This window comes from Pelagicoccus albus, from assembly GCF_014230145.1.
Lineage (GTDB): Bacteria > Verrucomicrobiota > Verrucomicrobiia > Opitutales > Opitutaceae > Pelagicoccus > Pelagicoccus albus.
The window spans coordinates 1-24,990 of sequence record NZ_JACHVC010000006.1 but is presented as its reverse complement, the minus strand read 5'-3'; the positions used below and the strand labels follow the sequence as shown (position 1 = coordinate 24,990).

The 24,990-nt window shown below is 53.8% G+C and carries 18 protein-coding genes and 1 pseudogene; 9 read left to right on the top strand and 10 right to left on the bottom strand.

Annotated elements, in window-relative coordinates; translation table 11 throughout:
• Positions 1–40 precede the first annotated feature (40 nt).
• The 5 genes from H5P27_RS03560 to H5P27_RS03540 form a co-directional block, all read right to left on the bottom strand.
• Entirely contained in the window at positions 41–3,205 is a 3,165-nt protein-coding gene (locus H5P27_RS03560) for an efflux RND transporter permease subunit (protein ID WP_185659005.1), read from the bottom strand.
• Positions 3,206–3,210: 5 nt separating this feature from the next.
• Positions 3,211–4,359, bottom strand: coding sequence for an efflux RND transporter periplasmic adaptor subunit (locus H5P27_RS03555; protein WP_185659004.1), 1,149 nt, complete (start codon positions 4,357–4,359; stop codon positions 3,211–3,213).
• 12 nt (positions 4,360–4,371) lie between these two features.
• On the bottom strand, positions 4,372–5,625 hold the full coding sequence (locus tag H5P27_RS03550) for a TolC family protein (RefSeq protein ID WP_185659003.1): 1,254 nt from the start codon (positions 5,623–5,625) through the stop codon (positions 4,372–4,374).
• Positions 5,626–5,719: 94 nt separating this feature from the next.
• Entirely contained in the window at positions 5,720–6,157 is a 438-nt protein-coding gene (locus tag H5P27_RS03545; protein ID WP_185659002.1) for a hypothetical protein, read from the bottom strand.
• Positions 6,158–6,287: 130 nt separating this feature from the next.
• The gene (locus H5P27_RS03540; protein ID WP_185659001.1) at positions 6,288–7,001 is read right to left on the bottom strand and encodes an IclR family transcriptional regulator domain-containing protein; all 714 of its coding nucleotides are present in this window, start codon (positions 6,999–7,001) and stop codon (positions 6,288–6,290) included.
• Between the two features lie 51 nt (positions 7,002–7,052).
• Here H5P27_RS03540 and H5P27_RS03535 point away from each other — a divergent pair, with 51 nt between their 5' ends.
• Positions 7,053–7,703, top strand: a complete 651-nt coding sequence (locus tag H5P27_RS03535) for a bifunctional 4-hydroxy-2-oxoglutarate aldolase/2-dehydro-3-deoxy-phosphogluconate aldolase (RefSeq protein WP_185659000.1) — start codon at positions 7,053–7,055, stop codon at positions 7,701–7,703.
• Between the two features lie 157 nt (positions 7,704–7,860).
• Here H5P27_RS03535 and H5P27_RS03530 read toward each other — a convergent pair whose 3' ends face one another.
• Both H5P27_RS03530 and H5P27_RS03525 read right to left on the bottom strand, forming a co-directional pair.
• A complete protein-coding gene (locus tag H5P27_RS03530) occupies positions 7,861–9,096 on the bottom strand; it encodes a zinc-dependent alcohol dehydrogenase (RefSeq protein WP_185658999.1) in 1,236 nt (411 codons plus the stop codon).
• Positions 9,097–9,304: 208 nt separating this feature from the next.
• Positions 9,305–10,492, bottom strand: coding sequence for a sugar isomerase (locus H5P27_RS03525; RefSeq protein WP_185658998.1), 1,188 nt, complete (start codon positions 10,490–10,492; stop codon positions 9,305–9,307).
• Between the two features lie 101 nt (positions 10,493–10,593).
• Between H5P27_RS03525 and H5P27_RS03520 the strand changes: the two genes are divergently transcribed.
• Both H5P27_RS03520 and H5P27_RS03515 read left to right on the top strand, forming a co-directional pair.
• Entirely contained in the window at positions 10,594–11,478 is an 885-nt protein-coding gene (locus H5P27_RS03520) for a helix-turn-helix domain-containing protein (protein WP_185658997.1), read from the top strand.
• 68 nt (positions 11,479–11,546) lie between these two features.
• Complete coding sequence (locus H5P27_RS03515; RefSeq protein WP_185658996.1) at positions 11,547–13,544, top strand: alpha-L-arabinofuranosidase C-terminal domain-containing protein; 1,998 nt, start codon at positions 11,547–11,549, stop codon at positions 13,542–13,544.
• A 101-nt stretch (positions 13,545–13,645) separates the two neighbouring features.
• On the opposite strand, the gene H5P27_RS03510 is transcribed toward H5P27_RS03515, so the two are convergent.
• Positions 13,646–15,109 carry an alpha-L-arabinofuranosidase C-terminal domain-containing protein gene (locus H5P27_RS03510; protein ID WP_185659616.1) on the bottom strand — a complete coding sequence of 488 codons (1,464 nt, stop codon included), beginning with the start codon at positions 15,107–15,109 and terminating at the stop codon, positions 13,646–13,648.
• A 415-nt stretch (positions 15,110–15,524) separates the two neighbouring features.
• Here H5P27_RS03510 and H5P27_RS19620 point away from each other — a divergent pair, with 415 nt between their 5' ends.
• Complete coding sequence (locus H5P27_RS19620; protein WP_221774594.1) at positions 15,525–16,538, top strand: helix-turn-helix domain-containing protein; 1,014 nt, start codon at positions 15,525–15,527, stop codon at positions 16,536–16,538.
• A 49-nt stretch (positions 16,539–16,587) separates the two neighbouring features.
• On the opposite strand, the gene H5P27_RS03500 is transcribed toward H5P27_RS19620, so the two are convergent.
• Positions 16,588–17,163, bottom strand: coding sequence for a hypothetical protein (locus H5P27_RS03500; RefSeq protein ID WP_185658995.1), 576 nt, complete (start codon positions 17,161–17,163; stop codon positions 16,588–16,590).
• Positions 17,164–17,370: 207 nt separating this feature from the next.
• On the opposite strand from H5P27_RS03500, the gene H5P27_RS03495 reads away from it, so the two are divergent.
• The 3 genes and pseudogenes from H5P27_RS03495 to H5P27_RS03485 form a co-directional block, all read left to right on the top strand.
• Positions 17,371–19,014 (top strand): hypothetical protein, encoded by a 1,644-nt coding sequence (locus H5P27_RS03495; protein WP_185658994.1) that lies wholly within the window; start codon positions 17,371–17,373, stop codon positions 19,012–19,014.
• Positions 19,011–19,631 carry a hypothetical protein gene (locus H5P27_RS03490; RefSeq protein WP_185658993.1) on the top strand — a complete coding sequence of 207 codons (621 nt, stop codon included), beginning with the start codon at positions 19,011–19,013 and terminating at the stop codon, positions 19,629–19,631. Before H5P27_RS03495 ends, H5P27_RS03490 begins: the two co-directional genes overlap by 4 nt.
• A 98-nt stretch (positions 19,632–19,729) precedes the next feature.
• Positions 19,730–20,248 (top strand): annotated as a pseudogene (locus H5P27_RS03485) (beta-xylosidase family glycoside hydrolase); the annotation flags it as partial.
• Between the two features lie 37 nt (positions 20,249–20,285).
• Here the strand turns inward: H5P27_RS03485 and H5P27_RS03480 are convergent.
• Positions 20,286–20,945, bottom strand: coding sequence for a TetR/AcrR family transcriptional regulator (locus H5P27_RS03480; protein ID WP_185658991.1), 660 nt, complete (start codon positions 20,943–20,945; stop codon positions 20,286–20,288).
• Positions 20,946–21,123: 178 nt separating this feature from the next.
• Between H5P27_RS03480 and H5P27_RS03475 the strand changes: the two genes are divergently transcribed.
• Together H5P27_RS03475 and H5P27_RS03470 are read left to right on the top strand one after the other, a co-directional pair.
• A complete protein-coding gene (locus H5P27_RS03475; RefSeq protein ID WP_185658990.1) occupies positions 21,124–23,730 on the top strand; it encodes a TonB-dependent receptor in 2,607 nt (868 codons plus the stop codon).
• Between the two features lie 19 nt (positions 23,731–23,749).
• Entirely contained in the window at positions 23,750–24,613 is an 864-nt protein-coding gene (locus H5P27_RS03470; RefSeq protein WP_185658989.1) for a tyrosine-protein phosphatase, read from the top strand.
• Positions 24,614–24,990: the final 377 nt, after the last annotated feature.

Sequence of the window (24,990 nt, the reverse complement as noted above, 5' to 3'; positions counted from 1 at the left end):
ACTGGTATTCGGGTTGGGTGTTAAATGCATGGCTCCAGCATCATTCGGAAGCGGCAGACTTGAGGCGTATCGATTTGAGAGCCGACTTTCGGCAGAAACTGAGAAATAGGGCCGGCGTCACTCCAAGTCCAAGCAAGGTGGAGCTAACAAGGCCTCCGATGATGACGACTGCCACAGGGCTTAGGATTTCTTTCCCTGGTTCTTCCGCTGCGATGACCAGCGGGATCAAAGCAAGTCCGGCGGAGATCGCCGTCATCAATATCGGCACCAGGCGTTCCAGTGTCCCGCGCACCACCATGGCCCGACCAAACGGTTCTCCTTCGAACCGCATCAAGCGTAGATAGTGGGAGATGAGCATGATATTGTTGCGAGCCGCGATACCTGCCACCGCTATGAAGCCAACCAAAGTCGCGATACTCACAGTATCCAAAGTGATACGCGTGTAAAATACGCTCCCGATCAAGGAGATTGGCACGATCGTCAAAACCAGCAGCACAAAGCCGAACCCCTTAAAGTAGCTGAACAGAAGAAAAACGATCACAAGCAACACAATTGTGGATACAATTGCGATCATCCTTCGTGCCTCCATCTGAGCCTGATATTCCCCTTCGTAGGATATCGAATAACCGACCGGCAATTTAATCTGCTCTGTCACTTCCCTTTGCAGCGTTTCTACTACTGTATTCAAGTCATCCACCGTCGGGTTTATGGATACGACGAAACGCCTAAGAGTGTTTTCTCGCAGAATCGTGTTCGGTCCGTTCGCCTGTCTGATATCGGCGACATAGCTCAGCGGGATACGCTGCCCACTCATGGTATCAATGTACATCTCCGCCAATCGATCTGGCGACTCCCGCCACTCCAAGGGCAGCCGAACCACCAGATCATAAACCCTCTGTCCCTCGTAAACTTCAGCCACCGCATCTCCTCCCATGAGTGCAGCGAGTTGATCGTTAAGCTCCCCGGGAGTCACCCCGTAAGCCAAGGCTCGCTTTCGATCCACTTCGATTCGCAGTTGGGGAATCGGAGCCTGTTGCTCCATGCGAGCCTCCTCCAATCCTGGTATCGAGCGAGCGATATCCACAATTTGACTACCGATCGTCCTCAATTCTTCTAGGTCAGGACCAAATACTTTTACTGCTACCTTGGCCGATACGCCGCTCAACATATGTCCCACGCGATCAGCCAAAGGCCCACTCATTGCGCTAAAGGTTCCAGGTATACTCCTCATGCGATTACGGATATCCTCAACCACCTCTTTCGGCGAGCGCTCGAAATCTTTCTTGAATTCGACATCAAACTCTACTGTGGAAACCGGGACCACATGGTCGCCTCTCTCCGCACGCCCCGCCCTGAAGCCGAGGGTCTCGACCTCTGGGACTTCCAGTAGCAAATCTTGAGCAACCATAGCCAACTCGGTAGTTTGCTTGAGCGAAGTTCCGGGAGCAGAGGTCATCGCAACAAGCAGCGTGGGCTCACGAAAAGCTGGCAGAAAGTTACCTCCCATTCGCACGTAGGAGGAGTAGGCAAAAAAGAGAAGGACTCCAGTAATCCCCAGCACCAGCAAAGGCTGCGCGAGCGAAAGTCGCAACCACGTCTTCTCGAAGAACCACTTCAAGGCTCGCACAACAAAACCGTCCTTATGCTCCACACCAGCCTTTGGCTTCAGCAAGTAACTACTGAGCACAGGTATCACCGTTAAGGATACAACAAAAGACGCAGCCATGCTAACTATGGTTGCCACTGCAATGGGCGAAAAGAGCCTTCCTTCGACACCGCTCAGGGCCATCAGAGGCAGAAAGACTAAAATAATTAGCACCGTGGCATAAAGAATTGAGGAGCGTACCTCGCGGGATGCTGACGCGATCACCTCAAGATTCGGCTTAGGGTGTTTTTGAGCGACATTCTCACGAAGCCGCCGGAACACGTTTTCCACATCGACGATCGCATCGTCCACCACCATACCGATCGCCACCGCCAAGCCTCCCAGCGTCATCGAGTTTACGCTTAGCCCCCAAAAATCGAATACGATTACAGTTATCCCCAATGAAAGTGGAATAGCGGTAAGCGTGATAAGCGTAATTCTGAAATTTAGCAGAAAAAGAAATAGCACGATCGCGACCATAATAGAGCCGTCGAGCAAAGCCTCCTTTAGATTACCGATTGATAAATCAATAAAGTCAGACTGACGATACACAGTGACTAAACGTACCCCCTCCGGAAGGCTTGGCCTGAGTTCTTCTAAAACAGCTTCCACTTTTCCCGTAAGATCCAAGGTGTCGAAACCGGGAGATTTGGTAATGCTCAAAATCACCCCCGGGTATCCCTTGGCCTCGGCCGCGTCGAAGTCGCCCATACCAGATAGCTTGGTTCCGAGTCCCGCGTCGCCTCGCATCGGCTCTACCCCCCACACCACATTCGCCACATCCCTGATCCGGATGGGACGATCTTGGTCGTAGCTTACCACCGTATCCGAAATCTCATTCAGATCCGTGGTCATAGCCAAATTTCGAACCATAATCTCTTGGGCGGACTCGGTCAAAAAACCTCCCGTCGTATTGCGAACCGCATTCGCCGCCGCCCGATGAATTTCCTCGTAACTCACACCGAGCGCCAACATGCGATCAGGCAAAGGCTGGACCTGCACCTGCTTCACGCCACCTCCCATAGCCAAAACCTCAGCAACCCCGGGAATAGACTGCAGACGCCTTGCAACCGTCCAATCAGCAAGGGCCCTCAACTCCCTAGGTTCCATATCTCCGGTGGGATCAAAAAGCCCTACCAGCAAAATATTTCCCATCAATGAAGCGACCGGAGTCATATAAGGCGAAACGCCTTCAGGCAACTGTTCCGCTACCCCGCCAATTCGTTCCTGCACGAACTGCCGAGCCCGATAGATATCCGTCCCCCATTCGAATTCTACAAAGATAAGCGACAAGCCCACGTCGTTAACGGAACGCAATCGTGTCACACCCGAGGCCCCCATCAAGGCGTTCTCGAGCGGGATGGTTACCAAAGTCTCCACTTCCTCTGGAGCGAAACCACCTGCTTCGGTTAGCAGCGTGACGGTGGGTTTGGTTAAATCCGGTAGAACCTCCACCGGCAACTCTAGAGCTGTCTTTACCCCCCACACCAAAACCACCGCGGAAAAAACTATAACCAAGGCTCTTTGAGAGAGCGAAAAACGTATCAATGCATTGAGCATAGTATCTATTCCTCCCTCGCCTTCTTTCCAAAAAAGACCCTTTGGGCCATCCACAGACAAAGAACTGTCACCAGAACTGAATACACCCAGAGAGCCTTGCTTGAAGTGTGATCGTGCGTTTCCTCATGAACACCCTCATCTTCGTGATCATGCTCCGATTCGTCATCATGCTCCGACTCGTGATCATGGTCGTCGGTGATTTCAGATCCATCTTCATTGTGGGCGTGTCCATGCGCCGCATCCAAGGCTTCCTTTAAAGAAAGGCCTCCGCCAGAACCCGTGAACGAAAGCGAGTAGGAACCACGGGTCACCACCTCATCACCAGGAAATAAACCCGCCACAACCTCGACATATTCGTTGTTCTTCTCGCCGAGAACGACCGGCAATTTAACGAACGCGTTGGGCAAATCAAAGTCCCTTGCGAATACTACCCGCTGAGCGGGATCGCCTTGAACAGCTTCTCTCGGTATGGCGAGCACGTCCGATCGCTGCCCCAGAACAATGGAAAATTCCGCCCTCATACCAGGACTCAGGCGTCCGTCTGGATTGTCTAAGAGGAAGATCCCTTCGACCGCTCCCGATGTCCGGTCAGCTTCCACACTAAACCGAAAAAGGGTCGCATCAACGGACGATTCTCCCAGAGCCGGAATTCGGATGTGGGCGCGAGTACCGATCCGCACCTCAGCAGCATCTTGTTCAGGAATCTTCGCAACCGCCCAGACCTTAGTGCGATCGGATATATCCAGCAACTCATTGTCAGGTTCGACCGGTTGACCGAGACGGATATGCGAATCCACTATCAAGCCCTGCTGCGGAGCTAAAAGATCGATCGTCGGAGGAGGATTCCCGGGCTGTCGGCTTTCTACCCGAGCGAGTAATTGCCCTTCGGATACAGTGTCCCCTTCGAATGCCTCCAAGCTTATCACACGACCTGCAATCCGGGAGGAGAGAACGGAACGGCTAGATGGAATCTCTTCAATTCTACCAATCGCAAAGACAGTTTCCTCAAAATCTCTGAGATCAGCCTCCACGGTCTCGATTCTCAAATTTCTAACCCCGATCTCGTCAAGAATCACCCTATCGGCTCCTCGAACGTTTAGGGAAATACAAAGTCCGGCGACCAAAAAAGGTACGGCTACTTGTTTCATTTTCATTTCTAAAAGGAATTAAAGTGTTTTGGCTGTAGCGCTACGCCACTGGATAAGAGCCCTCTCGTAATCTCGCACCATTTCAAGTTGGCGAGATCTCAAATTAAGGGCCTGACTCTGGGAGCGAAACAGCTCTCCCAAACTTACGAGACCGGAACCGTAAGCTTCGCTCATTTCAGCAATGTTACTTTCCAAAAGTGCACTTACGTTTTCGTTAAAGTATCGTGTTTGTTCATACAGGCTAAGGACTTCTCGCCTCAGAACTTCCGCGTTCTTCAAAAGCTCATCCTCTATATTTTCAAGGGCCTGCTCCTGTCTGCGACTCGCTGCAAAAGCCTCCGAATAGAGAGCCTTGTTACCCTTACGAATGGGCAATGGTATCGATACCGAGACGCCTAGAAACCGATCGTTTCCTATTCCCAAAGGCTCATCGACAGACCTCTCGTCTTCCAGCATGAGCCCCACCGTGATATCTTCCCACCTCTCGGCCAAAACGAGCGATTTTCTAGAATCCGCGATTTCAAACAACCTACGTCTCAATTGATATTCCGGATGCGTATCCAGATCGTCGCGACTGTACTCCGGCAAATCTAAACCTGAAGAAAGCACAACGCTTTGCTCCAGAAGCTCTACCTCCACTAATTGATCCGAGCCAAGTAAGCCGCTAAGTTCTCCCAGGAGTCTGAGGCGATTTACCTCTAAGCGACTTATCTCCTGCTTCAGAGCAAGAAGCTCTATACGGATTTGGTTCGCGTCGAGACTAGAGGCTTCGGCTGCGGCGATTCGATCATCCACAAACTCAGCGAATTTCTCATCGATCTCGACCAAAGAATGCCTCAAAGCCAACTCCGCTTCTATGTACGACAATTCATTGCACGCTAAAGCGACGTCGAGCATCAGCAGACGCTCTCGATTTTCCAGTTCGGCCTTAGCGAGCTCTATCTCCTGAGCAGATATGTTTTTGAGTACGGAAAGTCGCTTGGTCAGCGGAAACGATTGGGAAATCCCGACTCCGAAAGTTGCCTCCCCTTCATTGTTAAAAACCCAGTCCGCAGCGTATTCGATGCTCAATTCAGGATTGGAGAGTCGTCCTGCATATGAGCTCCTAGCGATAGCCTCCTCGACGAGACTTCGAGCTGCCTGCAACTCGGGATTGTGAGCGAGGGCGAGCTCGAAAACCTGAATCTTTGAGAGCGGTTGTGAGTAGGTACGGACTGAAAAAGCAAAAAGCGTAAACGCAGTAAGTTGAGTAAGGTATGAAAATCTGAACATGGATATCCCTTGGCTAAGACGAAGAGAAGCCGCCACAAAGCGACAACTAGCCACCTGACATCAAGCAAGTGGCCCGACTAAACGAAGGTCTGTATCAGATTCTCAATACAGTCTCTCTCGCTAGCAGACAATTGTAGCGAGCCGGGGGCACACGATGGGACCGGGAAGAAAACCCGTTCTCAGTGACCAATTCGAACGCATGGTCATCTACAATCCAAAACGCTTCGAGATAGACAAACAGAGGAGGTGCCAACCTCGCTTGATCAGCGTTTCGCAGCAACTCTCGGGCACCATCCTGAGCGAAATTTGTATCCGTACAGGAATCACAGTCTCCCAATTCATGCCCCACGCAATCCGCTAATTCAGCAACTTGATGGCAGTCATCTACGTGATGATTACTGGCATGAACCGCGGCGCTTACCAAATGCGAAGATCCCTCATCATGCTCGCAAAACAACATACCGCCCGAGTACGCAACCGCCACGTTCAGGACAGTCGCAAAGAGACAAAGTATGCTAGCAAGGGATTTCATCGGTCGCTCCAAGAACGACGATGTGGAGTCAAAGATTGAGTCAGACTCAAGTTTTTTCGCAATAAAAGCCATTTATTTCGCTTAACGCCAACAACTTGCAAACCCGTACAGCAAGTGGCTTGCAATAAGTCTAAGCGAACAGAGGAAAAGGCCCTAGATCCGAGCTCTCCTTCCGCAAGAGCTCCCTTGCCTGATCCAAGGACTCCTGAGAAAAACGAAAGTCCGGCCAGGTGATCGCCATCAAGGGAGTCAAGGGCGACGGCTCGCCAAGCCAGATCCCCCAGGCCACGATCGCCTCTTCGGACTCCGCAAAGTTCATGGCAAAACCTCGCTCCCGGATCTCCTCCAACTCACCCAGAAACTTTTGGCTGGCATCCCCCGGAATCAGATCAGGACGCACCGTCAAGACGAGTTTACCCATTGCCAAGGTTTCGATACGAAATCGGCGCCCCATCGGATTGGTAACCCGAACCCGCCGATCCGGCTCCTCGCAGTGAACATGCTTGATGACCCTTCCAGCCAAGCGTCCGAGCGTTGTCATCTCGCCAAGCTCATCCGTCACCCGCCTCATCATGGGAGCAAAACGGTCCCGCAAATGCTGGTCGGGATCGCGACGGCGCCATTCGTGGAACGCATCCGTCACGTAGTACTGCCGCTGATCGTCTCGCTCCACCAAGCCATAGTGGGCAAGACTGTCGAGCAATCTCAGCAGGCTCGTCCGGGGCAAAGACATGATGGAAACCAGTTCTTGAATACTGATTCCATTGCCGCGCGAGGCAATTGCCGTCAGCAAGTCAAGAGCCTTGAAAAGAGAGGTGGCAAGTTGGCGAGTTTCTTTTGACACGCCCCCTGCCAAAGACCATATTTGACCGCATTTCAAACAATATTGTCCACTATGCTGTCAAAAGAAATTGAAGATCAGATCCGCGCGAGCGGCATCATAGCAGTAATCGCCATCGAAGATGCCGCCGACGCCGTACCCATGGCCAAGGCCCTGCAAAAGGGAGGCATCACCGCGATCGAACTAACCCTCCGCACCCCAGCTGCCCTCGACTCTATCCGCGCCATCAGCAAAGAAGTCCCCGAAATCCTCTTGGGAGCCGGAACCATCCTCACCACCGAGCAGGTCGATGCCGCTAAGGAAGCGGGCGCCTCATTCGGTGTAGCTCCTGGCTTGAACAGCCGTATCATCGAATACGCTGACAAGGTTGGCCTCCCCTTCGCTCCGGGCGTCATGACTCCCAGCGATATCGAGAGAGCCTTGGAGCTGGGTTGCAAGACCATGAAATTCTTCCCATCCGAATCGGTTGGCGGAATGAAAACGCTCTCCACCATGGCCGCTCCCTACAAGCACCTCGGCATCAGCTTCATCCCACTAGGAGGACTCAACGAAGGAAACATGGCCTCCTACCTCACTTCCCCGCTCGTATCCGCAATTGGCGGATCCTGGCTCGCCAAGACAGACAAGATCGCCGCCAAGGATTGGGACGGCATCGAAGCGGCAGCCGCCAAAGCGGTGGCCATCGCCAAAGAAGCGAAAGCGTAAGCACGCAGCTTCCAAACCAGTTCGCAAAGACGACGAGCCATTCCGGCCGTCGTCTTTTTTTGCGATTCTTGGTCCTGATACAAAAAATGCGTCCGCCGCGAAAACGCAGCAAACGCACCAGAAAACGAAGAGAGCGGGAATCGAATCAGCGGCAAGCCTACGCTTCCACCACGACCTTCACACCCTCTTGGCGCAAATTCACCTGGAAAGCTTCGTCGATCTGATCGAGCGGAAACTTGTGGGTAATGATTGAGGATACAGGCAGACCGATCCGCTCCGCACGCTGCAAGAAGTGGTAAGCGTTCGGGTATTCAAAACTATTATACACCCAGCTGCCAACCAAGGTAATTTCCTTGGAGCAAATATCACGGTGAGGATTGATCGCGCACTCCCCTCCATCTACGAAGTGGCCGACTTCACAAATACCTCCGCCGCGGCGAATCATCTTATACAGATTGGCGTGAGCCACGGGAACGCCTGTCACCTGGAACCCCCAATGAGCGCCCAGCCCCTTGGTGAGCGACTTCACCTTTTCCGCGATCTCGTCGACCCCAGCGTACTCCTTGTAGTTGATCGTCTCATCGGCACCCAACGAACGAGCCATCTCGAGGCGATTAGGATTTCCGTCCAAAGCGATGATGTTGTTAACACCATGAGTGCGCAGTACCGCGATCATCAGTAATCCGATAGGCCCACAGCCTTGCACCACGATACGAGATCTGAAGTTAAGACGGTTTCCACCGCAGCTCTTAGCTCGTTCCAAAGCGTGACAAACCACCGCTGCCGGCTCGATCAAGCAACGCAGATCCACGCTCATATCGTTAACCACGAAAAACGAGGAGCCGGGACGAATGATTAGATACTCGGCGAAGTAACCGTTGAAATGGTTGTTCGGCTCGTCGGGCAGCAGTCCATAAACCTTGAGATCGTCGCTCAAGTTCGACTTGGCCGGGTTGTACTTGGCAATCAAGCAATCTGGCGAAACTTCAAGCAGACTGGTAACGATTTTATCGCCCACCTTAACCGGTTTTCCGACGCTATCCATCGCTACATCCGCTCCGATTTCAATCACTTCGCCTGTGCCTTCGTGACCGAGCACGTTAGGAGCGAGTCCAAAAGGATCCGACTTATAGCAGTGGACATCCGTGCCGCAAACGCCACAAGCCTCCACCTTGACCAAGATCTCATCAGGCCCGATTGCCCTCAGCGGAAACTCCCGGATTTCCAAGCGACGCGGCTCCACGAGCACTGCCGCCCTGCCGGACTTGGCACCGCTAGACACGGGCGAGGAAACGCTGGTGGAGGGAGAACTCGCAGCCTCCGACTCTTCTTCCAGCAACTTCTGGTTTCTTAGGGTTTCCCTAACGATTTCAGCTATTTTTGAAGCATCCATTTTTCGAATATACTCTCCGAAAAAACAAGGCTACCAAGGTCAGTTCCCGAAGGTTGCCCCGTCTTTTCTGAACTAGATTTATCCGTAATGTAAATTTCGCTACATTCAACCTCTCTGAGTTAAAAGTATGCAAAAGAAAGGTCACCGCCCCCCAAAGGCGGTGACCAAATCACACTACGACAATATACAATATCTAAACAAAAGTTGATTAAGCGTAGCTGCTTTCTTGCGTGATGCCTGCTTCCTTGCGGCGGCGAGTACGGTCAGCTTCGATCTCTTCAGCGTATCCGGACTCACGATACGCAGCCAATGGATCAGCTGCGACGCCCTTGGACTCACGCCATTCAGCAAGCATCGCAGTCACGTCTGTATTGAAAGCCTTCTTCAAAACGGCTTCGGCGTCTACGATGTTGCCAGAGATCTGAGCCTTATGAAGTGCCTCACGGTCAACCAAAGCCGCCTTAAGCCAAAGTTCTTGAGCGGTAGTCACAGTCTGAATCATCGCTTCGATCTTTGGCTTCAGGTTGTGAGACTGGTCGATCATGTAGTCGATCTCTGGGTACTCTCCGGTCTCTGCAGCATAGCCGTGAATCTCGGAGAAGATACGGAAGATCTGGTACGGATCGATAGAACCGAGGGTCAAATCATCATCGGCGTAACGACGATCATTAAAGTGGAACCCGCCAAGCATCTCTTCGTCCAACAACCAAGCGACGATCTGCTCGATGTTCTGGGACTGGTAGTGATGCCCTGTATCGACCAGAACCTTGGCCTGTGGACCAAGCTTCTTGCACATCACGTAAGACATACCCCAATCTGCGATGTCGGTCTGATAGAAGGCCGGTTCAAAAGGCTTGTACTCCACCAGCATTTTCTGGCTGGGGGAGAGAGCTTCGTAGCAACTTTTCAAGCATGCTTCGAAACGGCGCTTGCGAGCACGGATATCATCTTGGCCTGGGTAGTTGGTACCATCGGCAAACCAGTAGGTGATAGTGTTGCTCTCAACGACCTTACCGAGCTCAGTGCACTCAACGCCATGCTGAACTGCTGCGGAGCGAGCCGCTGGGTCGGCACTTCCAAAAGAGCCAGTTTTGTAAAGCTGGTCTTGGAAGAGATTCGGGTTGATTGAGCCGATTTTCAGCCCGTGCTTTTCCGCTGCAGCAGCGACTTCCTTCGGGTCCTGCCCTTTCTGGAAATCCCACAGCACGTGTACCGCTACTGTTGGGCAACAGCCTGTGATCTTGTTTACCATCCCCGCATCGGCAAACTTGTCGGCCGTGTCGATAGCAGAGGCGGCTTGGAAGAACTTTCCGAAGCGAGTGCCAGTGTCCGCAAAGCCCCATGAAGGCAGTTCAATTTTGAGAGCGTCGAGAGAAGATAGTACGGAATTACTCATTGAAATATTTAATCGGGGTTCGTGAGGCAGGGGCGAATATTAGCTCATTCGAAGACGTTTCTCCATAGACAGAATGATCTTTTGCATACAACTTCTGACACATGCCAGAATTTCATGCCACCTACCTGCCTGCCTCCGAAACCAAGTCGCCTTGGCAGGTCGACACCTTGGGAGCCGGTTACTCTAAAACCGAGCCGGGCGAAAGCTACCCTCCCAGTAACCACCCCGAAGATCATCTTTTCGAGTGGGAACGTGGCAGAGTTTTGGATGAATATCAAATCCTCTTCGTATCTCGTGGTAGCGGTATCCTGGAAACGGAGGAAACAGGGCCCGTCAGTCTGGAAGCACCCTTTGTTTTCCTTCTTTTTCCGGGAGTGTGGCATCGCTATCGTCCCGATCCGGTCAGAGGATGGGAAGAGCACTGGATCGCCTTCGATGGATCTTACATTCGATCCTTGCACGAACAGGGAATTGTAAACCGCCAACAGCCGATTTTTGAGGTGGGCCACGCCGACATGATTTTGACCCAATTCCAAATCGTCCACGACGAAGCAAAAGCGGAATCTCTGGGCTTTCGCCGCATCGTGGCTTCCGCGATCATTCAGATACTGGCACTATCCACGAGCCTACCAAGTCGCCAAAAAGAAGAACAGCAAGCGGTCCGTGCCTCCATCCGAAAGGCCTGCTTTCTTATCCGAGAACGCACCAACGAAGCAATATCTGCAGAGGAGTTGGCCGCAGAGCTAAATGTCGGCTACACCTACTTCCGACGTATGTTCAAGCGATACACCGGCTTGAGCCCCAAACTCTATCATACCCAGCTACGATTGGAGCGAGCCAAGCGACTCTTGCGGGAGAGCGACCAAACCGTGGGCGAAATCGCATCCCACCTAAACTTCGACAGCCCCTTCCATTTTTCCAATTGGTTCAAGAAGCGTACCGGGGCCGCGCCGAAAAACTGGCGGGAAAGCGTTTCCCCGACCTGACCCATTCCAGAGATAGACCTTCACAGGGTCTAAAAAACAACCACCTCTAGCAGCACCCATACTACCCCATGAAACTCTCATCTACTCTCCTTATGGCATCCATGGCTTTAAACAACGGCTTCTCCGCCAGCTCTCCTGAAACCAACGACCTCACCGTCCACCTCGACCAGCCGGCCAAGCCGATCAGCTCTAACTTGTGGGGCATCTTCTACGAGGACCTAAACTACGCCGCCGACGGCGGACTTTACGCCGAGATGATCCAGAACCGCTCCTTCGACTTTTCAGCTTTGGAGCAACCGGACTGGAACGCCCTTTCCTTCTGGGAAGTTTCACTCGAAGGCGACGCCTCCGCTCGCTTGATCGTCGATGCCGGCCGGCCGCTACATAGAAACAACCCAACCTACGGCGTCTTCAAGGTCGACAACGCCTCGGGCAAAGCCGCCATCCGCAATCCTGGTTTCGACGGAATATCCGTCGAGGAAGGCAAATCCTACAACGTCTCCGCCTTCGCCCGACTTCTGCATATTGGACCTCGCTGGACGCCCGCCAAGCCCGAGGAAAAGGCGCCCGAGTTGATTGCCCGCATCGTAGCTCAAAACGGAGACATCATCGCCGAGAGTAAACTCCCTCCGCTCACCACGGATTGGTCAAAACTCAAAACGAGCCTTGTTGCCCAGAAAACGGATACACATGCGAGCTTCGAGCTAGTGGCCACCGAAGCGGGCGGAATCGCCTTAGACATCGTCTCTCTTTTTCCAGCCGATACCTTCCGCGGCCGCGAAAATGGGCTGCGCAAAGACATCGCCCAAACCATTGCGGACCTGCACCCTCGCTTCATCCGTTTCCCAGGCGGCTGTCTCGTGCATGGAAATGGCGTGGAGAACTTCTATGATTGGAAAGATTCCGTCGGTCCCCTGGAAACGCGCAAGGGCCAGCCCAACCTCTGGGGCTACCACCAAAGCGTCGGACTTGGCTACTTCGAGTACTTCCAGTTTTGCGAGGACATCGGAGCAATCCCAGTTCCGGTAGTTGCTGCTGCGGTAAGTTGCCAGCACACTGGTCAAACCTTCGACATCGGCCAAAGCTGCCTGCCCATCGAAGAAATGGAACGCTACATCCAAGACACACTCGACCTGATCGAGTGGGCCAACGGACCGGCCGACAGCAAATGGGGATCCCTTCGAGCGGCCGCCGGCCACCCAGAACCGTTTGGACTTAAATACGTCGGAGTCGGAAACGAGGATAAAATGACCCCCGAGTTCGAGGAGCGCTTCAAGCTGATCAACGATGCCATCCAGAATGCGCATCCGGAAATCACCGTCATCGGTACCGTCGGCCCCTTCCCCGATGGAGAGGACTTCGAAATAGGCTGGAGCATAGCCAACGAACTGCAGCTCGAAGTCGTCGACGAGCACTACTACCGCGACCCTGATTGGTTTTGGGACAACCTAGATCGCTACGACTCCTACGATCGCTCCGAGTCAAAAGTATACCTTGGCGAATACGCCGCCCATGATGAAGGACGACGGCTCACCCTTCGCTCTGCTCTCGCCGAAGCCGCTTTCATGACGTCCTTGGAACGAAATGGCGACGTGGTCATCATGGCATCCTACGCCCCACTGCTCGCCAAGATCGGTCGTACCCAGTGGAACCCTGACTTGATCTACTTCGACAATCAGACCGTGTATCCAACCATTAGCTACGAAGTGCAAAAACTCTTCGGCGAAACGCGTGGCGACGAATACCTCCAGGCGGAAATCCCTACGCTCGAACAACGCTTTGCCGCCTCCGCCGTTCGCAATAGCGAATCTGGAAACGCCTTCGTCAAACTGGTCAATGGAGCGGACAATCCCATTCCGGTGACACTAAACTTCGCATCCGATTCGAAACTGGCGAAACAGGTAAAGGTCACCACCCTCGCAGGCGAACTCGACGATACCAACACAGCGGAGAAGCCTGGAACCGTTCTCCCGTCTACCCAGACGCAAAAGCTGAAAAAGGCGTCGCTACCACTTGAGCTCCCGCCCTACTCCCTTGTGATCGTAGAGCTCGCTCCCGCAGACTAAGGCCCAGACAGGAGCGCCGCCCCTACTCGGCTACGAACACAAAAAAAGGCCTCGGCACAAAACCGAGGCCTTAAAAATAAAGGTATTAGAAACCGGATACGCTACTCCAAGCCGATCGTTACAAGCGATTTGGCAGGGAGCGAAACGACGAGCTTGCCCTTGGCAAACTTAGCCCCTTCGAACTCGGTAGGAACGAGAGCGTCCGGAGCATCGAAAGTATTGCGAGCATTCATCTCCTCTGCTGTGAGGATTCGAGCGGACTTGATCTTGAGCTTCTTGATTCCATCGAACGAAACTTCGACGGTGCGAGCTTCGTTTGGATCAATATTCGTCAGGCTCACGTGGATACGTCCTTCCTCATTCTTGGAAACCGTAGCGCTCACCGCTGGTAGGGTTTCGCCTTCTCCTGCATACTCGCCTGCTTCTAGCTCAAATGCCAAAGCAGTCGCTTCGCGGTGCGGCTTGTAGAGGTCGAAAGTGTGATAGGTCGGCGTGCGAAGCATGCGCTCGCCATCGGTCAGGATCATGGCCTGCAGCACGTTGATGGTCTGGGCGATATTGGCCATCTTCACGCGATCCAAGTGCTGATGGAAGATATCGAGCGTAACGGATGCAGTCAGTGCGTCGCGCAGCGTGTTTTGCTGGTAGAGGAAACCTGGGTGCGACCCTTCTTCCTGCTCATGCCAAGTACCCCATTCACCGACGATCAACCAAACGCGTTTCTCCGGATCGTACTCGTCCATGATGGCAGAGTGGTTGGTGAGAAGCTCGTCCATAAACATGGCACGCTTCATGAGGCGGAACCAGCCGCCTTCATCGAAGTTCACAGCCTGCCCCTTGTGGGTCGACCAAGAGCCATCCAGCGTGTAGTAGTGCAGATCGATACCGTCGATCATATCGCCGGCACGCTCCATCACGACTTCGGTCCAATTGTAATCATCTTCCGCCGGTCCCGTAGCGATACGGAAGGGCTTCACATCGCCGTAAGCGTGCAAAAAGGTCGAAAAGCGACGGTAGAGGTCGGCGTAATATTCTGGACGCATGCTTCCTCCGCAGCCCCAGCTCTCGTTGCCCACACCGAAGAAATGTACGTTCCAAGGCTCTTCGCGGCCGTTCTCGGCACGCAACTTGGACATCGGGCTCTCACCGGGGTGGTTGAGATACTGCCACCAGTTAGCCATGTCTTCGACGGTGCCGCTGCCCACGTTACCCACCACGATGGGCTCCGTTTCCAACTCAGCTACCAAATCCATAAACTCGTGCGTGCCAACAGAGTTATCCTCTGTCACGCCACCCCAAAGATTGTTTACCACCGAGGGGCGATCTTCCTTGGGACCGATGCCATGTTCCCAGAAATAATAGTCGGCGAAACATCCGCCTGGCCAACGTAGATTGGGAACTCCGAGCTCCTTCATGGCTGCGACCACGTCGTCGCGAATGATGTAGTCACCGGCGGCATCCTTCTTCCAAAAGCCGTCGTAGATGCCGCGGCCAAGGTGTTCGGCGAAATGGCCGTAGAGATGGCTGCTGATCGTGCCATTTGATTCCTCCGGATTCACTGTCATCTGGTGAACCGGCTCAGCTGAAAGGGTAGCTGCGAGTGCGATTGCCGGAGCGAGCGCGTTAATCAATTTCATAGTATGGGAGTTACTGGTTAGCGAGGTATGGCAGGCCAGGACCGGCGTGGGGGCGTGATCCATAACCATGGCACGTATCTGCGAAACGCATACGCGTTTCGAACATGCGGCAAAAGTCCACAACGACTCCGCACAAAACTCAACCTCAACCAGCCCTCTAACCTACGATTAAACTACTGAAGCGTTGAGTTGCACCCGTCCTCCCTCGAGAGAAACGCTACCAACAGCCACCAACGCTCTCCCTCAAATATCTGCATCGTTCTGCAATCGGAACTTTACCAAAGCAAGATCGGCCCCTAATTTTCGATGCGGTTTAACGTTACCTACGCCTTTCCAACCCAAGATGAACTCAGCCAACCTCGCCAGGGTCAGCCGATCCATATCCGCCCTACCCCTCGAGCAACTCTCCTTTGCGGATATGATTCGCCGAATCATGCTCTATCTGAAGGAGGCGGTTGATTACGATACCATCAATTTTGGGACCGTAGACCTCGATACGGAAAACGCTTTTCACTTTTCCTTGGACGGATTTCTCATGCCGGAGGAGCGACGCAATTTGCTTCCGCTCTTTAAGCATCAGAACCCCATGATCGAGTACACTCGCAAGCACGGCACCAGCCCGCCCTTGCGCTTTACGGATTTCTCCTCGCGCCGGCAATTCGAGGAAAGCCCCATCTACCGCGAATGCTACCGCGGGTATACTCACAGCATGCTGACCTTCGGGATTCAGGCCCCTTCCGGACTCAGCACCAGTTTTGTGCTCTCCCGGGGCTCGGGCGACTTCTCGGAGCGCGACGTAGAGCGCTTGGAGATCCTTCAGCCTCTCGTTTCCAGCATCATCCAGCAGCGCTTATTGCAGGAAAGTCTGGCCGGCAGTGTCAGCAGCTCGAAACACGCCGGCGTCATCCACGGTACCGGGCGGTTCATCCATACCATGGACCAACGTGCCAACGCTTTGATAAAAAAGTACCTTCAACCGGACTCGCTGCACCAAATACCAGACCAGTTCTCATACAGCTTAGAGGCACCGATCGGGACCACTCGCGAAGTGCCAAAAGCCTTGGAGAAAGGCGCTCGGCTCCTTTCCCGAAGCAAACGGGAAAACGACAGCTGGTCCCTCCTCATCTGGGACGAAAACGAATTTCTTTCCTCCGAAGCCTTGTCTCGCTACGGCTTCACCGGTCGGCAAATCGAGGTCATCCAGTGGATGGCCCAGGGCAAGACCAATCCGGAAATCGCAGTCATCTTGAGTATCAGCTACCGAACGGTGCAGAAGCACGTCGAAAACATCTACAAACAGCTGGGCGTGGAAACGCGACTCGCCGCCATAAATACCTGCCGCGAAATCGTGGCCTAAAGGGCCGCACATCGAGAGCATTGCGACTCAGGGCCCCCTTTTGCCCGACTCAATCTTCGTAGCCGCGAAATCCGAAATTGCCGAGGTTCATAGCCACAATTCCCACAGCTCCGCTGCCCGTCGCATCCGACTCGATAGAGCCTAGGTTTCGACCATTGACGTAGAAGCTGACCTCCTTGCCCTTCTCGCGAATCTCTATCCGCTGGTAACCACTTTCCGAAAAATCAAAGGAGCTACCAGTCATCATTCGCACCCCGCCCTCGTCCCGTTTATAGATCTCAAACATGCCGTCGTTTCCGACCAAGAGCATGTAGTAGACCTTGGGCGAATCGTGGTAAGCGTAGAGCAAACCAGCTCGCCCATCAGCCGGAGCATCGTCCACGTTGACTTCGACACTGATGCGACGAGCTCCGAAGTCATTGGACTCATTGGAGAAGAAATAACGGATCGCCCCCGCATCTGAAGCATTCCGCATCCAGTAGGACCCCGCGTCCCAAGTTCCTGACCAGGCCCCCGATTCTCCCACCGAGATTACATTCGTCAAGGAGCCGAATTCACCGTCGCTTTTCGCTTCCCCGGGGAGGACCATCATCAAAGTACAAAACAAAGCCAGGAACGTATTCATAATATCACTATTTGGTTTTGAGATTAGAGCTAAGGAACGTGGCGACTCTACCCATCTCCGTTTGGGCCGAAAGAAACTTTTGGCCGCGTACGCGCTTTAGCGTATGGCGAAACTACCCACTCTAAGACTAGAATCCGGACGTTCGCCTACCTGAATGAAACCGCAGCTCACAACGGTTTCGGTCCAACACCATTTGCTTACTCAGCTATGAAACGTCTCCTCTTACCGCTTTGCACAGCGGTCGTCGGTTTAGCGCTAATATTATTTGGTTTTCTCGGATCAGACGACTCCGGCAACCTAGACCTTGAAATCGAAAAGATAGCCTACGTCATGCCGGCGGCCCACAAGGTCTATGCCAACCCGGAAGCCCTTGACGGCCGGTTCTATTTGTTCAAGGCCATCCTTCGAAACGACTCCCCGAAAGTCTACAAGGACGTTTCCATAAAGTACCGGATACCTGGATACATATCGGAATGGACTGAGCTATCGCTTACGGGCGAGCTACATCCGGGACAAACCACCGTAGCGACCTGCTACCCGAAGTTTGCGGATTCGATCACCGACAAGATGACCGAATCCCAAGAGAAAGCCGAAATCGAGATTACCTGGGAAGACGTTGCCGAAAAAGACGTAATAGAGTCCGAGTTTGGCTTCCGCATCGCCGGCCGGAACAACTTCGTTTACACGAACATTACTCCGGACGAAATCAGCGGCTGGGCAGACATCCGCTCAAATGCGGTCCTCTTTCCCTGCTTCGTCACCCCCAACGATCCGCTCATCCGCTACTACACTCAGGTGGTTCAGCAAAAGGTTATGAAGGGAGACGACGCGGGAGTAGTAGACCGTCCCAAAGAAGCCGTTCGCTTCCTGAAGAAACTCTATGAAGCGACCTTGATGACGAGCATGGTCTACGGCGGCTCGGGCGGCATACCCAAGGAGTACGACGATGTATCGAGCAACTCCCAAGAGTTCCGCCTGCCGCGAGAAGTGATCACTGGAAACACGGGCCAATGCGCCGAGCTCAGCATGCTTTACGCTAGCGTCTGCTCTGCGGCGGGCCTCGATCCCGTGCTGTATATCGTACCTGGGCACATGTATCCGGGAGTCAAAATCAACGACCAATACTTCGCCATCGAAGCCACAGGGATTGGCGGGGAAGGCATTGGCGGCAGCGCTACCGCGGACGAGGCCTACGAGACTGGAATGAAGTCTCTCGATAAGTTCATAACCGCCGCTCAGCAAGGCGACCCCAGATATACGATCATCGACGTACATCAACTGAACGGGGAAGGCGCTATCCCCATGAGCTTGAAGGACGACTCCTATCTTCGCGGAAAGATCGACGAACTGGCCAAGAACTTCGACAACAAACCGTTGACTCCAGCTCCGCAACCGGGGCCCAGCGAAACTTGGCCAGTCGTCAATGGTCCAAATCCACCGCAGCCCAACTTCACGCCCGCCGTCACCGGCCCCCCATTGTCGATCGCAATACCCAACGGCTGGATAACCGCCCAGCACCCGGAAGCGAACCTACCCATATTGACGGCCCAAATCTCTTCGCCAGACATGACTATCGCCGCCTCTGTTTTCGATGTACCCACCAACGATCCAGCCATGGCCATGGGCCAGATCCAGCAACAGCTGGCTTATCAGGGGATGAACATTGTGTACCAATTCGAACAAGGGAACCAGATCATGGGCCAAACCCACGGCTACGGAATGACTCTCAATTGGATCGGCAAAGCCCTTCCCTACAACAACGGCATTCGCATCGTCTCGATCGGATCGCCCATCCAGTACTACCAAGCAAATTCCCAGACCATCCTCCAACTTTTCAATACCATCCAATGAGAACTCCCATCCTAGCTCTTGCCAGCCTGATACTCGCCACCGCTGCCTTCGCTCAAAGCAAGCAGAAGATCGCCATGAACATGGACAAGGTGGGCAACGTCGAAGTCGTCACCTCCATGACCATGCCCGCCTCGCAATGGGATCTTTGGCAGGAAACCGTGGGGAACAACCCGGCCGCCCTCAAACGCGAAACCCAAAGGAGCATGCCGGCCTACGTCTTGAGAGACTTCGATCTCAAGCGAAACGACATGGAGCGGAGTTTCGAACTGAAGTTCACCGCCCTAGGCATGTGCAAAGTAGACAAGCGCGGTAATTGGATTTTCGAGACAGGAGTCAGAAACGCAGACATCACCGAATTGGGAGACGCTAAGTTTATGTACGTGGACAACCCCCAGGAATTTGGAGGCAGTATCCAACAAGTCTTTACCATTAGTTTCCCGGAGGAAGCTTCCGATATCGAAGTGGGTACCGACGCTTTCGGAAAGACGGTCTTCACCTTCGACATGCAAACGCCTGGCCAAGTGAATGCCTCCCTGCTGGCCGGAAGCGGATTGATGATAGTCGGCCTAGCGTGGGCATCTCTCAGCCTCATCGCTGGGCCTAAAATGAAGGAGTAGCAAAAACGCAGCAGACTCCTCCCCGGCTGCCGCGGGATTCGATCTTTGCTGCCTGCCCGATCTAGAAAAAAGGTCGAGATCCCACCAGTAACAAATTCGGCGTGCAATGGGCCTTCCACGACCCAAGACCGGACGAGATGGATCGTGTCTCCTACGGCGAGAATTCCCTCACCCTTGCCGCCTCGGGCGACTCGCCTGCCAATAGCTCGCCCCTCACCTGCATCGCCATGGATCAAGCTTACCAGGTGGAAATGAACTTCGAAATCGAGGGCGATGCGGAAGGTGCATTCTTGCTCTATTACAACCCGAAAGCTCTCGTAGGCATCGGCTTCACCGGAGAGAAAGCGAAGACCTACCAGTACGCCACGACCGAAGAGTGGGCCAGCGTTCCTCTCGAGGGCAAAAAGGTCCGTGGACGCATCACCAACGATCGCAATGTCATCACCTACCACTACTCCGTAGACGGCGGCCAAACGTGGCGCCTCCACCCCACCCGTATGGAAGTATCCGGCTTAAACCACAATGTCTTCGGTGGATTCCTAAGCCTAAAAGTCGGCATCTGCAGCCTCGGCGAAGGAAGCGTCACGCTTAGCGACTTCACTTACCAAGCCCTGTAGCGGTAAACTCACTACAGGTTTTCAGGAACGCGGTCTCTTAAAACCGGATCGCGTCCCAAATCATGCGGACTAGGAAATCGAAGTTCGTGCGAGTCAGCTCGATCCGATTTTCGGCGAACTGCTGAAGGGTGTTATTGATGCCACCGCGGATCACCGAATCGAGCATCTGCACATCCCCCTCCCGAATGAATCGCTTCTCTTGTCCGAGTTTCAGGATTTCCAAGCTCCCTTGCCGGAAGAGTTCGCTCACCTTCAAATTCTCTTCCCGCAGGATACCGGTGAAATTCCTCACAAAAAGTATCTTGTAGCGATTTGGCCGATACATCCCATAAGCAACGCCGCGCCTCAATACTTCGTAGAAACTGATATCTCTCCAGATTTCTCCCGCTTCCACTGAGACATATTCGGCGAACTCCGCGTGAGCGATGGAGTAGAGGCAGTTGAGCAATCCTTCCTTGTTCTCGAACTGGCGATACAAGGTACTGGGTGAGGCTTCGGAATCGGAAATGATTTGGTCCACCGGTGTCGAATCGAAGCCTTGATTGGCGAACAAGGGCAGAGCGGCTCCCAGAATCCGTCGGCGAACTTCGCTTTCGCGCTGCATAAGGTCCGCAGGCTGACCGAGCCCCAACTCTTCCAAACCGAGGCAGCCGAGATCCAAAGCCTCGCCCTCCACATTTACTGTATCCGATACCATGAACCAGTAAGTGATTTAGCAGCTTTTCCATGTCAAAGCGTAACGCTTGTTACCTTATCTTTTCATGTAACACCCCTGTTACCCTCCTGAATCCCAATCTTCACCTGCCATTCCTCATTTCTCCTAGTGTAAGCGATAACGTACGTTATTCATCCTAGCGCTTAAACTTCCTACAGAAATGAAACAACAGGCCAAACTAGCAAAAACCGGTGCCGTCCTTTTCCTCTCGGCATTGTCCGGCGTTCTCTACGCCGCGGAAATCGCGGATACCCAATTCAGCGACACCAACGTAACCGAGCTCGATGAGATCTTCGTCAAGTCAGCTCCGATCTACCATAGCCAGCAGGAATCGATCAGCCTGCAAAGGCGATCCGACACAGTGGTCAACGTGGTCGCCTCCGACGCGATCGGAAATTTCCCCGACCAAAATGCGGCCGCCGCCCTCGCGCGCCTTCCTGCCGTAGCGGTCCAACGCGACCAAGGACAGGAACGTTTCATCCAAGTTCGCGGAGCTCCTGCCCGCTGGACGACCGTCGCTTTCGATGGCGTAAATGTTATCGGAGCGGAGGAGCGAGTTTTCCGTTTCGACTCCGTCCCCTCTTCCATCATCGATACGCTCGAAGTTCACAAGACCATGACTCCGGACATGCCAGCCGAGTCGATCGCTGGGCGCGTAAATATCAAAACCAGCTCCGGACTCGGTTTGATCTCTCCTAAAGCATCCGCAGAATTTGGATACGGAACCCTTGAGCTCGGAGACGGCATGCAACGACGCGCTTCCGTCAAATACCTGGCGGGTGGCAGCAATTGGGGTATCGCCGCCTCGGCCTCCCATTTCCGCATGGACCAGACGACCGACAACCGCGAATTCGGCTGGTCGGACGGCGTCCCGGAAGACATCGACTTCCGCAGCTACAAGCTCAGCCGCCAAAACAATGCTGGCAGCCTTAAGTTCGATTTCACGCCGACCGAAGATTCGAAGATCACGATCTCTACCGTGTACTCGGAATTCAATGACGACGAGCAACGCAACCAATATATATTCCTCCTCGACGACGCCATTTCCGGCACTGCCTTGGCGGACTCATGCGACTTGGTTGGCGTCCCCGTTCGCGGCATGTTGGAGTACGGAAACTACAAGAACTCCACTTGGACCAACAACCTCGGCTACGAGCACAAGCTCGGCGAGTGGAATCTGAATTGGAAACTCAACTACACCGAGACCGACTTCTCCACCGACCTCCCGATCCTCATGCAGCTGCAGACGGATCCTTCTCTCTTCTACAGCTTGTCCTACTCGGGCCTCACCTCCGGGACTCCTATCATCGACCTTTATTCTACCGACTACCGTCCGGAGGAAGGAGTCATTGCGAGGGGCGACTCACTCGCTAGCCTCGACCAGACTGCTTTCGGCATGGACCTGCTCCTGCCGATCGAATCGTCCACCGTTTCGGACTCCAATACCTTCGGCGTCGATGCCCAAAGGGAGTTCGTCCACGGCGAGCACGATTTGATCGCGAAGTTCGGACTTCAATACGACGACCGCTCGGCTGACGGAAACACCCTCACCAGCTACAACACCGTTTACCTCTCGCCTTACCTCGCTGCGATTGGAGCCGACTGGGACACGAGCCCATACATCACCTCGCAAAACTGGGACTCCGACTTCCCGCTCGGCTTCCAAGTGGACTACGTTGACAACATCGGCCTACGCGAGTCGCTCGACGGAGCTCTTGCTACTTTGCAGGCTGCGGGACTTTACGACCCGACCGCCAACATCGCAGCCGACGGGATTTTCGAAATCGAGGAAAACATCCTTTCCGCTTACGGAATGCTCACCTGGAAGCATCAGGATAGCGAGCTCATCGCCGGCTTCCGTATCGAATCTGTGGATATCAACAGCGGCGGCTATCTCATCGTAGACGAGACTCCGATCCATCAGGAAATCTCAAACGACTACTCGGACATTTTCCCAAGCGTTCACTACAACCTCGACCTGAACGACAATACCAAACTCCGCCTTGCAGCGGTTACCGGTATCGGCAGACCTGACTTCGGCGAGCTTCGCTACAGTGCCAGCATTAGCGATACCGATGAAAGCGTTAGCGGCGGAAACCCTTACCTCGATCCGGAACAGACCTACGGCCTAGACGCGAGCGTGGAGTGGTATTTCTCCACCTCCTCACTTCTCTCTGCAGGCGTCTTTCACCGCGAAGTTGAAGACGTGATTTTCGACTTCACCACCACCGTGGGGGACGACCGCTACAACTCCGACGATATCGACCGCTCCGGCTACGAATACACCACCACCCTCAACGGCGGAAGCGGCTCCCTATCGGGACTGGAGTTCAACCTCCTGCACCGCCCCGACAACATGCCCGCGGCTCTCGACGGTCTTGGCGTACAGTTTAACCTCTCCTTCCTGGACGGCTCGTTCGACACGCCAGACGGACGCACGGCCAATTTCCCAGGCACCTCCGACACCATCGTCAATTCCTCGCTCTTCTACGAAAAGCACGGCCTCTCGCTGCGCCTAAGCTACCAGTGGCGCGACGACTGGCTCGACGACGTCGGCTTCGAAGACAGCGGCGACATCTACTGGGCCGCGACCGAGCGCGTCGATTTTTCCGGACGCTACCAGCTGACCGAAAATCTCTCACTGTTCCTAGACGCAAACAACCTCACTGACGAACGCGGAGTACGCTACCAAGCCACATCCGACCAGCCAATCGAAGTCGAAGGCTTCGGACGCAGATACCTTCTCGGCCTTCGCACACAATTCTAATCCTTAAACAAGTAAGACTATGAAAAATTGGATACGCACCGCAGCCACCATCGCCAGCCTTACAATAGCAAGCGCCACGGTTTTCGCCTCCAGCGAACACGACCGTTTCCCAGGCATGGAGGGAGCCCAAAACTTCCGCGACCTGGGTGGTTACACCACTCAAGAAGGCAAGACCGTTAAATGGGGAAAAATCTATCGCTCCAACGCCTTGGATAAGCTCACCGATTCCGATCAAGAGCTTCTCAAGGAATTGAACATCGGTACCGTTTGCGACCTCCGCGACGAGAAGGAGCTCGCCAAGAGTCCAGACCGCCTCCCTGAGGATTCCGACATCGATTACATAAACCTCAACATCCAGGAAGCCCTCGCAAAAGCAACCGGCAAGAAAATCGACGAGAGCGCCATGCTCGCCCTCCAAGGCAAATCCAACGAAGAGATTGAAGTCCTCGGCAACGAGCTCATGGAGAATGCCTATGCTGGCTTTGCCCTCTATGCAGCTCCCCTCTACGCCAAAATCTTCGCCCAGCTCCTAGACGACGAGCACGCCCTCGTCTTCCATTGCCAAGCCGGCAAAGATAGAGCGGGAGTCGGTTCCGCCCTGATCCTGCTCGCCCTGGGAGTAGATGAGGCAACCATCCTCGAGGACTACATGATCTCCGGGAAAGTTTGGACCATGCCAGACTCCGTGGTGGAACAATACGCGGCTCACTACGGCGTCGACCCCATCGTCATGAAACAATTCATGGGCACCCGCATCAGCTGGATGCAGTCCGCCTTCAACGCCATCAAGTCAAAGTACGGCTCTTACGACGCTTATTTCGAAGAAGCCCTGCAGCTCGACCAAAACAAACTGGCCAAGCTCCGCTCTCTCTACCTCGAGTAAACAGGCCGGGCCAGTCCCAGCTCCAAGAAGACATACGGCTCCAGGTTAGGAGCCCTCAGACCGCCACTTAGGCCAACCGCTCAAGTGGCGGTTTTTTCGTTTTAAACGGTCAGCGTCAAGGCCGACCGGACAACTAATCATTAACCCCATTAGCCACCCCTAATAACTACTTAATAAATACTTGCTCCCTACCTCTCTGCGCTTAATTTGGCATTTGACCCGAATCTCCGACGAACACCCCCACCAGAAAATGCGTTATGACAAAACAACAGCAATAACCACCGCCCACGACGTGTTCGTCCGACAAGAACCCCTAAAATCACGTATATAACCACATTTCTGTTCGTCCGACATAAAGCGCACAGAATAGTACTGTT